The sequence below is a fragment of the Variovorax sp. Soil_C_19 genome (assembly GCF_057657255.1).
In genome coordinates this window covers 1-13,791 of the sequence record NZ_JBDGIV010000010.1, presented here as the reverse complement: position 1 = coordinate 13,791, position 13,791 = coordinate 1, and the positions used below count along the sequence as shown (strand labels likewise).

Annotated in this window: 11 protein-coding genes and 1 pseudogene; 3 read left to right on the top strand and 9 right to left on the bottom strand. The window is 67.1% G+C overall.

Features of this window, described 5'->3' with window-relative positions:
* Nucleotides 1–4: 4 nt before the first annotated feature.
* Together tssK and tssJ are read right to left on the bottom strand one after the other, a co-directional pair.
* Nucleotides 5–1,300: a type VI secretion system baseplate subunit TssK gene (tssK, locus tag AC3A6R_RS18780; protein WP_487861383.1), complete on the bottom strand. Its 1,296-nt coding sequence runs from the start codon at nt 1,298–1,300 to the stop codon at nt 5–7.
* A 243-nt stretch (nt 1,301–1,543) separates the two neighbouring features.
* A complete protein-coding gene (tssJ, locus tag AC3A6R_RS18775) occupies nt 1,544–2,059 on the bottom strand; it encodes a type VI secretion system lipoprotein TssJ (RefSeq protein WP_487861108.1) in 516 nt (171 codons plus the stop codon).
* A 184-nt stretch (nt 2,060–2,243) separates the two neighbouring features.
* Here tssJ and AC3A6R_RS18770 point away from each other — a divergent pair, with 184 nt between their 5' ends.
* Genes AC3A6R_RS18770 through AC3A6R_RS18760 form a run of 3 tightly spaced genes read left to right on the top strand, consistent with a single transcriptional unit; the run spans nt 2,244 to nt 5,381 of the window.
* Nucleotides 2,244–2,618 (top strand): TssQ family T6SS-associated lipoprotein, encoded by a 375-nt coding sequence (locus AC3A6R_RS18770; RefSeq protein WP_487865208.1) that lies wholly within the window; start codon nt 2,244–2,246, stop codon nt 2,616–2,618.
* Between the two features lie 44 nt (nt 2,619–2,662).
* Nucleotides 2,663–4,555, top strand: coding sequence for a type VI secretion system-associated FHA domain protein TagH (gene tagH / locus AC3A6R_RS18765; RefSeq protein WP_487865207.1), 1,893 nt, complete (start codon nt 2,663–2,665; stop codon nt 4,553–4,555).
* Nucleotides 4,548–5,381, top strand: a complete 834-nt coding sequence (locus tag AC3A6R_RS18760; RefSeq protein ID WP_487865206.1) for a PP2C family protein-serine/threonine phosphatase — start codon at nt 4,548–4,550, stop codon at nt 5,379–5,381. The genes tagH and AC3A6R_RS18760 overlap by 8 nt, the downstream gene beginning before the upstream one ends.
* A gap of 18 nt (nt 5,382–5,399) precedes the next feature.
* Here the strand turns inward: AC3A6R_RS18760 and AC3A6R_RS18755 are convergent, their stop codons facing one another.
* The 7 genes and pseudogenes from AC3A6R_RS18755 to AC3A6R_RS18725 form a co-directional block, all read right to left on the bottom strand.
* Nucleotides 5,400–5,783, bottom strand: a complete 384-nt coding sequence (locus tag AC3A6R_RS18755) for a DUF4150 domain-containing protein (protein ID WP_487861104.1) — start codon at nt 5,781–5,783, stop codon at nt 5,400–5,402.
* A 44-nt stretch (nt 5,784–5,827) separates the two neighbouring features.
* Nucleotides 5,828–6,538 (bottom strand): DUF3540 domain-containing protein, encoded by a 711-nt coding sequence (locus AC3A6R_RS18750; RefSeq protein WP_487865205.1) that lies wholly within the window; start codon nt 6,536–6,538, stop codon nt 5,828–5,830.
* Entirely contained in the window at nt 6,535–7,662 is a 1,128-nt protein-coding gene (locus AC3A6R_RS18745) for a pentapeptide repeat-containing protein (RefSeq protein ID WP_487865204.1), read from the bottom strand. The genes AC3A6R_RS18750 and AC3A6R_RS18745 overlap by 4 nt, the downstream gene beginning before the upstream one ends.
* Nucleotides 7,659–10,325 (bottom strand): DUF2169 family type VI secretion system accessory protein, encoded by a 2,667-nt coding sequence (locus AC3A6R_RS18740; protein WP_487865203.1) that lies wholly within the window; start codon nt 10,323–10,325, stop codon nt 7,659–7,661. The genes AC3A6R_RS18745 and AC3A6R_RS18740 overlap by 4 nt, the downstream gene beginning before the upstream one ends.
* Nucleotides 10,322–10,771 (bottom strand): hypothetical protein, encoded by a 450-nt coding sequence (locus tag AC3A6R_RS18735; protein ID WP_487865202.1) that lies wholly within the window; start codon nt 10,769–10,771, stop codon nt 10,322–10,324. Before AC3A6R_RS18735 ends, AC3A6R_RS18740 begins: the two co-directional genes overlap by 4 nt.
* Before the next feature lie 28 nt (nt 10,772–10,799).
* Nucleotides 10,800–13,142 (bottom strand): type VI secretion system Vgr family protein, encoded by a 2,343-nt coding sequence (locus AC3A6R_RS18730; protein WP_487865201.1) that lies wholly within the window; start codon nt 13,140–13,142, stop codon nt 10,800–10,802.
* 55 nt (nt 13,143–13,197) lie between these two features.
* Nucleotides 13,198–13,791, bottom strand: a pseudogene (locus AC3A6R_RS18725) (type VI secretion system tip protein VgrG); the annotation flags it as partial.

Sequence of the window (13,791 nt, the reverse complement as noted above, 5' to 3'; positions counted from 1 at the left end):
TCCTTCACGGACGGATGGCCCAGAACTCCATGGCCAGCCCGGGGAAGTCGCCGGCCAGGTGCATTGCCACGCCGCCCGATTTCTCGAGCTGGCGCCACATGTCGCCGCTCTTGTCGAGTTCGAAGTAGTGGTAGCCCGCGTGGTACGGAATCTGGCGCGGCGCCACCGGCAGCGGCCGCACGGTCACGCCGGGCAGCTGCAGCTGCACCAGGTCGCGGATGCGCTCGACCGAGCCGATCTTGACCTGCGTCGGAAAGCGCTGCTGCACCGCCTCGGCCGGCAGGTCGGCATGCACCGCGAGCACGAAGCCCGCATTGCGCACCAGCACCGGATCGGGCATGCGGCCTACGCGCACGCCGTGGCTGCGCTCCTCGAGCTCGATCGCGATGGCGCTCTGCTCGAGCACCGCCGAGAGCGAACGCCGCAGCTCCTCGATCAGCGGGCGGATGCTTTCGTTGAGGTTGTCGTGGTCGTACACCGGCCACACCACCGGGCGCCGCGTCGGCGAGGTGTGCGTGGCCAGATGGCAGGCGAGCTTGAGCCAGTCGACGAACAGCTGCTCGGGATGCACCTGCACGGCCTGCTGCGCATGCCAGGTGAGCGCGAGATAGCGATTGACCAGTTCGAGCAGCAGGAAGTCGGACACCTCGCTGACGCCGCCGCGGCCCGGCTGCGACAGCCGCGAGGCCAGCGCCTCGGAGCGCTGCGTGAGCAGGCCGTGCAGCTCGGCGATCATGCTGCGCAGCATCGGGTGCGTGGAGGCATCGAGCACCGGCGGTATGTAGTTGGCATCGACCACGAGCTTGTGGTCGGTGCGGCGCTCGATCACGCGCACCGCGCCGATGGCCTGCCATTCGGCCGTGAGCGACGAGGCACGGGCCAGGCGCAGGCGCGGCCGCGCGAGCTGCAGCACCGCGGGGCCGAGTGCGACCGCGTTGGCGTCGGTCACCTCGCGCTCGATCACGCCGAAGCGCGCGGCCGAGCCCTCGTCCTCCGCGAAGATGACCTCTTCGCTGCCCGTCCGTCGCAGCGGCAATGCCAGCACGATCAGTTCGTCGGTCAGGTCGGTGGGTACTTCATAGGGCGGCGGCGCGTCCTCGGCGCCGAACGCGAACGGCGTGCCGTCGGGCAGCACGCCCGCGCCGCCGAGCAGCGAGATGCGGCCGAGCGCATACGCGTCGCGGTCGATCTCGAGCTGCAGCCATCCCCAGTAGGCGCCTTGCAGTCCCGCGGAGCGGCGCGTGACGTACTGCTCGACGTAGCGCTCCAGCTGCTGGAAGTGCTGCGGCCTCAGGTACATGCCTTCGGACCAAACGACGCGATTTGCCAACGCCTGCGGGTGAGCGCCTTGTCTTGCAGTGCCCGGGTTGCGAACTGTCACCAAAGAACCTCCTGGGAGTGCCCACACTGAGGCGGAATGGCCGGGTTAAGGGCATCCCGCTCGATACTGTTTTGTTCTCGGATGCTACACGGCGCTTCTTACATTTTTCACTGCATTTCGCGCACGAATTCTTCGCACTTTTGGGTTACTTCACCAGCAGGATTAACGACTTGGTAGTAACTCGATGCCTGTTTTTCGCACGGCGATGCGCACCACCTGCTCGCTCGGCGAAAACTGCCAGACCTTGTAGAGATTGGTTTGCTTCGGCTCCTTGAGCGGCAGCACGATGCGCCAGCGTGCGGACTCCAGCCTGCGGTAGCCCGCGATGATGCCGATCGCACGCGAGTCGAGTCCTGCCTCGCGCTTGAAGGTGCGTTGCTCGCCGCTGCGCATGATCGCCTGGTCGGCGTTCACGAGTTCCGTCGACAGCGTCTCGCGGTCGCGGTCCTGCAGTGCAAAGTAGTCTGCCGCTTCGAAGTTACCGGAAGATTTCAGTTCGAAGACTTTCACGAGGATCGGTGCGGGCTGGCCGCGGCCGTCGGGATTGACGCCCTCGTCGATGCGCACGCTGACGGCATAGGGCGTGGGCAGCGACTTTGCGGTCGATGCACATCCAGCGAGGCCACCGAGCAGTGGCGTGGTGACCAATGCGCCTTGAAGAAGGATTCGTCGTTGCATATGTGATCTTCCTCTGGGTTCGCGATCTATATTATCGAAGTTGTGCGTACGCACCACTTCGTATCGCTTCGCATCGTCCGGCATCGCACGCCTGTCGCATGACAGCGGCACACTCTCTCGCGCATTGCCTTCCGCAAGTTAGGAGAAAAGATTGAAGTCATGTCTGGCCGCCCTGGCATTCACCGTGTTGTCCCTCGTCGCCGGTTGCACCACCACGCCGCCACCCGATCCGCAACAACCCGAGCGGCTGAGCCAGCAGGTGGCACGCACCACGCTCGAACGCGCACAGCAGGCGTATGACGAAGGCGACTACGCCAAGGCCATCACCACGCTCAAGAGTGGCGGCGTGTCGGTGTTCGACGCGGCGGAACCCGGCACCCGGCTCGACGCGATGAAGCTCGAGGCCTTCAGCTACTGCGTGGCCAACCAGGTGCCCGAATGCCGCGCACAGTTCCGCAAGCTGCTCGACACCTTTCCCAACTTCGATCTCAACGTGGCCGAGCGCAAGCATCCGGTCTGGGGCCCCGCCTTCGAGGCCGCGAAGCGAATGAAGCGCTGAGCGAACGAGCAGCAGCATCAGCTCGACATGAACATGGAGACGCCATGCGTTGGACCGTGATCGAACATGCCGGCAAGCCGGTGGCCTCGGGACCTTCGGCATTGCTTGCAATGCCGGGCGGCACCATCGGCCGCAGCCCCGACAACCACCTGGTGCTGCCCGACGCGCAGCGGCAGATCTCGCGCCTGCAGGCCACCGTGCGCTTCGACGATACCGGCACCGCCGTGCTGCGCAACATGAGCGCAGTGCTGCCGATCGCCGTGAACGGGCGCACGCTGGAGCACGAGCAGGAGTCGCCGGTCGCCGATGGCGACCGCGTGACCATCGGCAGCTATGTGCTCGAGGCGGCGAGCGGGACACGCGCCGCGGCCGCTGCCGTCGATGCGCCAGCGATGCCGATGCCCGCAGCGGCCGCACCCGCGCGCGACATGCAGATACCGCCGACTGTGGCGCCCGCGCCCATCGATGCGCTGTTGCCTTCGACGCCGGTCTCCGATGTGTTCTCGGACCTCTTCGGCGCAGGCGCGCTGCCGATCGGCGATGCGCAGCCGGTGAGCGCTGCGCCGGTGCCGGCGCCTGCACCCGCAGTGGTGTCACCGCCACCGCCACCGCCACCGCCATCTTCGGCATCGGCATCGGCACCGATCGCCCGCCCTGCACCAGCGGCAGCGCAGGTACCCACCGCCGCCGACTGGGACGCGATCCTTGCCAACGCCCCGCGCCGCGCGCCGAGCACGGACCCCGAGCCGATCCCCGACCCGATGGCGCACGAGCCCTTCGAGCTGCCCTCGCAGGCGCGCAGGAACCCGGCCGATCCGCTGGCCGAGCTGAACCCGCATGCGGCCGGTGGCATCTCCGACGTGGCGCTCAAGCGCGGCATGGACCCGCTGTCGTTCTTTGCGGGCGACAGCAGTGCGCCCTCGCCGCTGTCCGATCCGCGCCCGACCGCGCTCACGCACGACGATCCGCTCAGCGACGTGCATCCCGCGATCGACCTGCTGGCCCGACCGCCAGCGCCCGCGGCCTACGCGAGCCATTCGGACCATGCGCGCGAAGTGACCGCGCAGTTCAGGCCGCCCGATCCCGTGGCGTTCGAGCCCGCGAAGCCCGCGCCTGCGCAACCCGACAAGGCCGTCGACGTCGAGGTTGAAGCGCCGGCACCTGCGCCCGTTGCGATCGCCGCGCCGGCCCCCGTCGCACCGGCACCCGTACCCGTACCCGTACCCGTACCCGTACCCGTAGCGGCGCCCGCGCCTGCGCCGATCCCCGAACCTCCACCCGCACCGCTGGCCAGCCCGCCGCCGACCAATCCCGCATCGTCTTCTTCGGCTTCCAACGACGACCTCTTCCGCGCCTTCCTCGAAGGCGCCGGCGTGCCCGACGTCGCGGGCCAGCAGCAGTTCGATGCCGAGGCCATGCGCCGGCTCGGCCGGCTGATGCGCGCCTTCACCGACGGCACCATCGAGCTGCTGTCGTCGCGCGCCATGCTCAAGCGCGAGGTGCGCGCCGAGATCACGATGATCGTCGACGAGGAGAACAACCCGTTCAAGATCCTGCCCAACGGCCGCGCCGTGCTGATGCAGATGTTCGGCGCGCGCATGCCGGGCTTCCTGCCGCCCGAGGCCGCCGTGCACGATGCGCTCGGCGACCTGCAGTCGCACCAGCTCGGCATGGTGGCCGGCATGCGCGCCGCGCTGCTCACCGTGCTCCAGCGCTTCGATCCCGGCGCGCTCGCGAGCGAAACGCCGCACGACGGCGGGCTCGGCGAGAAGCTGCTGCCCGGCGGACGCGAGGCGCGCCTGTGGCGCCAGCTGCAGAAGCTGCATGCCGAGACCACGGCAGCGGTGGAAGACGACTTCCAGGCCGTCTTCGGCCGGGCCTTCCAGCAGGCCTACGACAAGGAGATGGAACGCTTGAAGGAGGCCCGCCGTGCTTGAAGCCACACGCACCGTGTCGTCGATTCCGATCTCGACTTCGCAGTTCTCCTGCGTGGGCGAGCGCAGCGGCAACCAGGACGCCATCGGCTACCACCTCGACGACCACAGCGCCTGCTTCGTCGTGAGCGACGGCGTCGGCGGCAACGCGGGCGGCGAACTGGCCGCGCGCATCGCGGTCGACACCGCACTCGACACCTTCGTCGACCATCCTTCGGTCGCGCAGGAGGACATCCAGCATGCCGTGAAGCGGGCCAACGACGCCATCCTCGCGAAGCAGCGCGAGCTGGCCGACCAGAACCGCATGAGCGCCACCATCGTCTCGCTGTTCGTCGATCGCGCGAGCGGCCAGGCCTGCTGGGCGCACGTGGGCGACAGCCGGCTCTACTGGTTCCGTCGCGGCGCGCTGATGCAGCGCACCGAAGACCACAGCCTGTCCGAACGTTCGGGCGAGGCCGCGATCGGCAGCGGCACCAACGGCGGCGAGCGCCTGGTGAAGACCAACCTGCTGTACCGCGCGCTCGGCGCGCGGGCCACGGCCGAGACCACGGTCTCGACGCCGCAGCGCCTGGCCGACGGCGATGCGTTCCTGCTGTGCACCGACGGGCTCTGGCAGCTCATCTCGCAGCAGGTGATGGAGCGCTCGCTGCAGCTCGCCGCGAGCGCCGAGGAATGGCTCGCGCTGCTACGCCGCGCGGCCGAGGCCAAGGCCGACGAGTCGCGCGACAACTACTCGGCGCTGGCGGTGTGGGTGGGGTTTCCGCAGCAGGTGACGCTGGCCGGGACGGCGCGGCCGGGGGCGGCGCGGCCGGGGGCGGCGGGCGGCTGAGGTCGCATTGCCGGCGACTCAGGCGCAGAGGTTCACGCTGGTGAGCTGGGGCGGCGTCGCGAGGATGCCGTTCGCGTTGCCGCGGTTCTGCTTGGTAAAGCTCGTCACGCGCGTGGCCGGGGACCCTTTGATCAGGAAGGTGTTGGAGGCAGTGATCTTCTTCGACTGTCCCATGACGCTGGGCACGCGGACACCGAGTCCGATCCCCGCGGTGTCGCCGAAGGTCAGCGGAATCTTGGTCTTCTTGTTGTGCGCCATCATGCAGGACCAGAAGATGTTCGGCACGTTGGGGATCGCCATCAGGCCCAGCCCGATGTCGATGTGAGGGATGGGAACGGCCGGTGTCTTGCAGACGTCCGGGAATCCAAGATCCAGACTGGGGCCTTGCGCGGCAAAGAACATCTCGGCTCTCCTTCAAAAAAAGTTTCGTTGCTTGGACGGGCTTCTCAGCCCATGTGGATCTGCTTGGCATCGGCCTTGATCAGATCCTTGGCCGTGACCACGGTGTTTCTTCCATGCACCCGCGCCATCTCGCTGGCCTGGTAGTCGATCTGGCCCGCGTGCAGCTGGTCCACGCCCTCGGTCATGCGAAAGGCCGACTTGCTCAGGTGCACGAGGCGGTCGACGATGGCCTCGTAGACGCGGCCGACGATGCGCATGTTCAGCACGGTCGCGCGCGCTTCCACGCCCTGGTAGCTCATCCGGCCGACCTGGCAGTCGGCCGCCTGCGCGTCGAGGCGCAGGTGCGCGGTGTCCATGCGCAGAGCGCGTGGACCGCTCAGGTGCAAGTCTGTGGCGCCCTGCAGCGTGACCGCACCGCGCTGCGAAGCCACTGTGAGATCGCCGGCCACCTCGATGTGGGCGACCCCCGCATCGGCCTGCTCGGCCACGGCGGTCAGGTACAGGCGCTGCGCGTCGGGACCGCTGACGAGCACGATGTCACCGATCTCCGGCCGCAGCAGGCAGCTGGCGGCGCGCAGGCACCGCAGCATGCGCCCGTCGCTGTCCACGCTGTGGATGCCTCCAGGCAGGATGGCCGTCACTGTGCCCAGCGCGTTGACAACGCCGCCGCCCCCGGGCTTGAGCGCAGCGGCCGCAGAGCGCAGTTCGCCGCCTGCGGGTGTCGGGTCGGAAGCTGTACGTCGGAATGTCGTCATCTCTGGGAACCCTTCTCTGCGGCCTGTGCGCTCGTGTCCGGCTCGCCGCGAGACCGGGGTGGATCGCGGTGGCTGGGCCGGCGCGCCGAATAGGCCTCGGCCTCGTACAACGCATCTTCCTTGAGCAGCAGGCCGCCGCGGTCGGAGAACTGCGTGCCTTCGAGCACCGCGCGGTGCACCTTGGTGCGCATCAGTGTGGCGCCCCGGAAATCGGCTTCGCGCAGATCGGCATAGGAAAAGTCGGCGTAGGCGAGCCGCGCTTCCGAAAACCTCGCATCGCCGCATTGCGCACGGTGGAAGACGCATTGTTCCAGGTGCGCGCCGGACAGGTCGGCACCGGGCAGCCGGGCATCGGCCCAGACGCTCTGGAAGAAGTGGCCGCCGTTGAAGGACACGCCGCCGAGGTTGGCCCCCACGAACACGCTGTGCGCCGCCGCCGCACGTCGGAACGAACCGCCCTCGATCCGCGCTCCCTTGAAGTTGCACTGGCGCAGCGTCGCTTCGTCGAAGTCGCAGCCAGCCAGGTTGGCATCGGGAAACTGGCAGAGATTGAATGTCTGCCCGCGAAACACCTGCCCCGACAGATCGCACTCGGAAAAGATGCAGCGTTCGAAGCTGCAGCGCGCGAACACCGCGGTGCGCAGGTCGGCCTGATAGAAGGTGGCGCCGTCGAGCAGCGATCCGGAAAAATCCGTCCGGTCGAGCCGCGCCCCATAGAACACCAGCATTTCGGACTTGATGTCGCGCAGCGAAGTCCCCGCCAGGTCGCAATTGGAAATGCCGATCACATCGCCCTCGACACCGTCGAAGCGCGCGTCGGCGAGCTGCGTGTCGTAGAAGCTCGTGCCATTCATGGTGGCGCCGGCCATCGCGGCGCCGGATGCGTTCACGCGATGGAAGTTGCAGCGGTCCAGCACGGCGCGCTCGAGCGTGGCACGGCTCAGTCCGCAGGTCGCGAAGGCGCTGCCCTTGAGGTTCGCGCCCGACAGGTCCGCGCCAGTGAAGTCGCTCTCGATGAACATGCCGCCTGACAGGTCGAGGCCGCGGAAATCCATGCCAGCCAGGTTCTGGTCGACGATTTCCTGCCCGCGCTTGACCATGGTCTGCACCTCCTTCGGCGTCATCGCGCGCCCTCTTGCGCCTTGCGCCGCGGCACCGTGACCACGTTGACCGTGTAGGCCTCGTCGAAGCGCGTGGTGTCGTCGATCAGGCACTGGGACAGGTCGGCCTGGAACAGGTTGGCGCGGTGGAAATCAGTGGCAACGAGGATGGCCTTGCTGAAGTCGGCCTCGATCAGGCTCACGTCGACCAGCGACGCAGCGGTGAGATCGGTGCGCACGAATTCGGAACCGTCGGCGTTCGCGCCGTCGAGCCGGGCGCCACGCATCGACGCATCGGTGAAGTCGGTGTTGTCGAGCCTCGCATCGCGGAAGTCGGCCTCGTCGAGGCGGATCGACTGCAGGTTGCATTCGACCAGCGTAGCGCCCTGGAAGTCGGCCTTGTGCAGGTCGCTCGATCCCACGAAACAGGTCGCGACGAGGCGCGCATCGGAGAAGTCCATGGCCTCGGTGCAGTCGGTGTCGGTCCAGTCGCAGGTGTCGAGCGTGGCCCCACGGAAGCGCAGCCCGCCGGCCTGGCATTCGATCCAGGCCACCTTGTGGAATCTGGCGCCTTCGAAATCCAATCCTTTCAGCCGGGTGCCCTCGGTGAAGCTCAAGTTCCGCAGTTGCGCACGCTCGAAGCCGCAGTTCTCCCACACCACGCCCGCGGCCTCATGGAGGTCGAAAAATGCGTCGGCGAATCTGCAGCCGTGCGCGGCCATGCCTTCGAGTTGGGTGGACTCGAAGCGCGCACCGGTGAAATCCGCGTTCTCGCACCGCACCAGGGACAGGTTCGCGTCCTTGAGGTTCACTTGCTGCATTGAAGTGCCGACCAGGCGCGCGCGCGCGAGCAGCGCATCCGACAAGTCGCCGCCATCGAGCTTGCTGCCGCTGAGATCGGCGCACTCCAGCATCGCGCGGTGCCAGCATGCGCCGCGCAGGTCCATCCCCGTGAGATCCGCGCCCGTGAGGTCCATGTCGGACAGGTCTCGCGTGCCGGCCATCCGACGCTCGACTTCCATGCGCGTCTCGGCCGACCGCGCTTCGGACATCGGGTCCGCCGCATCCTGGTGTTGTGCCGTGCGGCGGTAGTTCTCGAGCAACTGGCGTGCGGCATCGTCGTGAACCTCGCGCAACTGCGCGATCTGCTCGGGCGTCGGCGAGAAGCCGCTGCCGTCGGATTGGGCGACGATGCTTTCGATGCGGGACCACCTGTCCACATTCGGAGGTCCCTTCTGCGACGACGATTCGACCTGTTGCATCAGGGTCGACGTGTCGAAGCCCGCCTTGCGCGAATGCTCGGCATTGGCCTTTGCGGCCTCGTCGAGCTCCTGGCGCGCCGCCTCGATCTTCTGGCGGTGCTCCTCGATGAGCGCCTTGCGCTGGGCCATGTAGGCCGGCAGTTCGCGCAGCGTGGGCGCCTTCTCCATCAGGTCGACGGCGGGCGGCTCCTCCTGCGCGGCCGGGCCGAGGCCCGAGGACCTGAACGACACCTTCATGCGCTCGCGCTCATAGTCGGCGCGCGCCTGCACATTGCGCCGCATCGGAGATTCCTCGAGCTCCGCGTCGAGCTCAGGCCACGGGCCGATGATCGGATCGGGCAACAACAGGTCATCGCGCATGCCGTAGAGCGCGCGGTCTTCCGACTCGCAGCGCAGCACCAGCACGTCGCGCCAGGCATCGAGTCCCTGAGGCGGCATGGCCGCCTCCTCCATGGCGATCATGGCGTGCGTGACGTCTGCCGCGTCGTCCTGTTCGACCTCCACGAAGCCGTGATAGATCAGGCCCATGCGCTCCAGATGCGGAAAGAACCAGGCGGTGGTCAGGCGCATCGGCACGTCGTGCAGGGTGCCTTCGTCGAGCTTCACGCTGTTGATCGGGCCGCGCACGACGATGGCACGCGCGCGCCAGTCGGGCACCCGCCCGTGCAGCACCGTGCGGTCGGGATGCAGGTTCCAGAGCTCGAACTCCTTGCCCGCGAGTTCGCCGTCGTCACGCCCGAACCATTGGTCCGGCGGCGCGACATTGAAGAAGGCCCAGTCCATGTCCTGCGCGAAGCCGGGGTAGAGCTCGTTCTGCCAATGCGCGTCGTACTGGCGGCCCAGCCGGTCCGCACGCGAGGGCCGCGTGGCCTCTACGGGCCCGAACCCCGCTGGCTGCACGGTCTGGTCGGGGCGCTGCACGCGGGCGCGCGGATCCTCGACGTTCGGAAGGCGCTGCACCTGGACGCCACCCACCTGCTCCTGCGCATGCCCGATGCCGCACGGGTTCTCGGCCAATCCCGGACCGCCAAAGGCATGGTCCCAGTCGATGCGCATCGACTCGAAGGGCTGCGGTGCACTCGGCCGGCCATCGATCCAGAAGCGGTCGCCGAAGACCAGCAGGTCCTTCTGCCGCTCGCCGACGCGCGCCCGGACCGCGCATTGCGTCTTGTCCTGCTCCCGACGGGTATAGGCCGCGCCTGTGACGAGGAATTCCGGATGCAGCTTGGGCATGCCCAGGTCGAACGCGCCGTCGGTGCCGACCTCCTCGCCGAAGATCTTCCAGCACGCCTGCTCCGAGACGAGTCGGGCGTCGCCGTCGAGGCGATCTGCCATCGCGATGGCGGTCACGGCCAGCCAGTGGCGTCCGTCGTTGGCAAAGGGCCGGGTCAGCATGCCCAGACGCAAGGGCTTGATGATTTTCATGCGTCGATCGTGGAGCGAATCTCGAGTTGCACGCGATCGCGGTCCACCGCGACGCGCAACGTCGGGTTCTTGGCATAGACGATCGGCAGCGGACGGCCGCCCGAGAAGTTGGCCAGCAGTTCCTGGTCGATGAAGGTTCGCAGGGTCACGCGGTGGTTCTCGCCGTCCGAATCCGTGAACGCGATCAGCATCTCCGCGGCCGCCATGTTCGGTGAGTCTCCGCGCCAGGTCACCAGACGGAAGCCGGGCCGCGCCAGCGCCAGGATCTCGGCGACCGCGCGCGCGCCGTCGTGCCGCAGCGCCTCCCACTCCTCCTCCTCCCGGACATGCACCGCCTTGGTCGCGCTGCCGGCGCGAAAGACGCGGGAGCTGCCGAGCGTGGACACCAACAGGACCGCGACACCGACGACGGCGACCGCTATTTCCAGCCATCTCATGATCTGCATCCGCTGCGACTCCCTTGTTGCGATGGCTTCACTTCTCGACGTCGAGCGCGCTCTTTACGAATTGCGCCGCTCCAGCAACGATCAATATCGGATCAAGCCAGAAATGGTAGTGGCCGAGTTCCTGCCTGTTCACTGCCTGCACCCAGTTGACGGCCGAGATGTTCACGAATGCCCCCCTCTGCAGCAGCGTGTTGCGCACCGCGAGCTGGATCTTGGCCGTGTAGGAGTCGGCCGATGCCGCCACGAACAGGGCCTGGTGGCCGATGCCTTCCTTGACCGCATGGAGCCACCACTTCGTATCCAACGAGTTGACGGTCTTGACCGGCGTATTCTCGATATCGACGCCGGTCACATTGATCTTGAGTGTGCCTGGCACATTGATCGTATGGTCACTGCCGGACAGATGAAAAATGGTCGGCGCGAAGATCACTTTCGGTCCGGTCACGGTGGTGATCTTGCTTCCCTGGACCAATGTCATGTCCACCGCGTTCACCACCTCCACCCGGGCCGCGCCGGTGATGCGGATGTCCGCTCCGCTGACCAGGCGCAGCACACTGCCGTTGATCGTCACCACCACTTCGCCATTGATGGTCTCGGTGATGCCGCCGGTGACCGTGCGCGTCTCGCCGCCCGTGATGGTCTCGGTGGCACCACCCGTGATCGTGCGTTCCTCGCCGCCCGCCACCATTTCGGTCGCCCCGCCCGTCACGGTTCGCTCCTCGCCGCCGTCGATGGTCTCCACCGCGCCGCCCGTGATGTGCCGCTCCTCGCCCGCCTCGTAGGTGGCCGACTCGTGGCCCTTGATCAGCGTGGTGCGCGTCTTCCCGGTCGTGTGCGTCTCGTCGCCCTCCACCTCCACGTCGAGGTTGCGCTCGGCATGCAGCAGGATCTGCTCGGCGCCCATCTTGTCCTCGAACGCGATGGCGTTCGCATTCGCGGGCGAGCCGCCCTTGGTCGAGCGCGACACGATGCCGCTCCGGGTGGCCTCGCCCGGCAGGTCGAACGGCGGCATCTGGTCGGCGTTGTAGACACGGCCGACGATGATGGGCCGATCGACGCGGCCCGCGATGAAGTCGACCACGACCTCCTGGCCGATACGCGGCACGTGCACGGTGCCGTAGCCATCGCCCGCCCAGGCCTGCGAAACGCGCACCCAGGCTGAACTGTTCTCGTTGCGCCGGCCCTCGCGGTCCCAGTGAAACTGAAGCTTCACGCGCCCGAATTCATCGGTCCAGATCTCCTCGCCCTCGGGGCCCACCACGGTCGCGGTCTGCGGCCCGCTCGTGTGCGGCAACGGCGTTTGCCGTGGTGCGCGATAGGGGCTGTCCGCGGGCTGCGCGACGAAATCGAAGCTGTACATGCCCGGTGCGCCGCCTGTTGTGTAGCCGCCCTCGCGCAACGCGTAGGCCACCGAGACGATCAGGTGCTCGCGGTTGTCGTCCGTGCGCGGTGCGTTGCGCATGGTGAATTTGGCGCCCGGCGCCATGCCGCGCACGCTGGCGTGGCCGGTGCTGCGCGAGGCCAGCGACTGCGCCTCTTCGAGCCGCACGCGCGCATAGTGCTCGGCTTGACCAGCGTCGACGTAGTCCCCGAGCCACTCGTACATGTCGTGGCTGGCGTTGTCGTGCGCGCGCGGCAGGCTGCGCGTGCTGCCGAGGTCACCCTTCGGCATGGTGAAGTTGAAGTCGTCCACCGCATAGCTGCCCGTGCGGATTTCCTCGGTCACCTGCCAGTCGTCGATGACCTCCATGTCCTCGTCGATGCCGCGGTCGGCTGCGAAGTAGTCGATGGTCTCGTAGCCCGGCATCGGCTCGTGCGCACCCGCGTCGTCGGCCAGCACCAGGGTATGGCGGCCTTTCTCGTGCTTGAACCAGTAATAGATGCCCTCCAGCTCCATCAGCCGGCTCACGAAGTCGAGGTCGCTCTCGTTGTATTGCGCGCAGTACACCCACTGCCGGTAGCTGCCGCTGAGCTTCTTCTCGAACGCGAAGCCGTAGGCGCCGAACACTTCTTCGAGGATGTCGACCACCGACTTGCCCTGGAAGATCCTGCTGCCGCTCGAGAACGAGAGATACCAGAGCCAGGGCCGCAGTACGGCGCGGTAGACCGTGTGGCGCGAGCTCCCGCCTTCCCGGCCCACCTTCGAGAAACGCACCACCTGACCATCGAGGAAACGCGGGCCGCCGACGGCGGTCTTGATCTCCAGCGACACCGACTTTCCGAGAAGGGTCTTGGGATCGATCGCCACGTCCGTGCTGAGCAACTCGAGCTCGAACTCGTAGGGTTGCGAAAGGCTCTCGAAACCTTGCATCGAGCGCAGCAGCAGTTGGTCTTCGCCCAGTGGAGAGTGGGTCTTCACGATGCGGTCCATGGGCTCGAGAACTCCTGATGGGTGGTTGTGTAAGGCCGGCCGCGATGCAGCGGGATCATTTTTTCTTCGTCAGGTAGACACACGACAGGTGCAGCTTGCAGAAGCCGACGTTCAATCCCTCCTTCTTCGAACTGCGCGCCGAGGTCTCGAACTTGACCGGCGCATCGAGCAGAAAATTCGTCGCCCTGTTGGTGAACCAGCCGTTGATTTGCGTGTTGAGCCCGCAGGCCTGCAGCTTGAGCCCATAGAAATCGGTCGCCAGAACGATCGCCCGTACGTGCTGATTGGACCAACGCAGGACATTGCATTTGAGCCACGTCTCATCGGCGACGTTGAGGATGCTGTGGGGCGATCTGGTGATGCTGACCGTCGCGTTGAGCGTGTAGGTGCTCGTGGTGTCGACGTGCTGCGTCGTGTGATAGAGGATGATCGGCGCCACCACGACCTTGGGGCCGGTGACCGAGGTGCAGTCGGCCCCGTTCACCTGCTTGAGGTCCATTGCATGAACCCTCTCGATGCGCCCACTGCGGGTGATGCGCAGATCCGCACCGTTCAGGAGTCGGATGCTGCCTCCATTCACCGTCAGCATCACGCCGCCATTGACCGTCTCGGTCAGCCCACCGGTGACCATGCGCGTCTCGCCACCCGT

Excerpts from the sequence above, each read along its gene's own strand:
- tssK (WP_487861383.1), bottom strand. The coding sequence starts at position 1,300 with ATGTACCTGAGGCCGCAGCACTTCCAGCAGCTGGAGCGCTACGTCGAG.
- tssJ (WP_487861108.1), bottom strand. The coding sequence starts at position 2,059 with ATGCAACGACGAATCCTTCTTCAAGGCGCATTGGTCACCACGCCACTG.
- tagH (WP_487865207.1), top strand. The coding sequence starts at position 2,663 with ATGCGTTGGACCGTGATCGAACATGCCGGCAAGCCGGTGGCCTCGGGA.
- AC3A6R_RS18755 (WP_487861104.1), bottom strand. The coding sequence starts at position 5,783 with ATGTTCTTTGCCGCGCAAGGCCCCAGTCTGGATCTTGGATTCCCGGAC.
- AC3A6R_RS18750 (WP_487865205.1), bottom strand. The coding sequence starts at position 6,538 with ATGACGACATTCCGACGTACAGCTTCCGACCCGACACCCGCAGGCGGC.
- AC3A6R_RS18745 (WP_487865204.1), bottom strand. The coding sequence starts at position 7,662 with ATGACGCCGAAGGAGGTGCAGACCATGGTCAAGCGCGGGCAGGAAATC.
- AC3A6R_RS18740 (WP_487865203.1), bottom strand. The coding sequence starts at position 10,325 with ATGAAAATCATCAAGCCCTTGCGTCTGGGCATGCTGACCCGGCCCTTT.
- AC3A6R_RS18735 (WP_487865202.1), bottom strand. The coding sequence starts at position 10,771 with ATGCAGATCATGAGATGGCTGGAAATAGCGGTCGCCGTCGTCGGTGTC.
- AC3A6R_RS18730 (WP_487865201.1), bottom strand. The coding sequence starts at position 13,142 with ATGGACCGCATCGTGAAGACCCACTCTCCACTGGGCGAAGACCAACTG.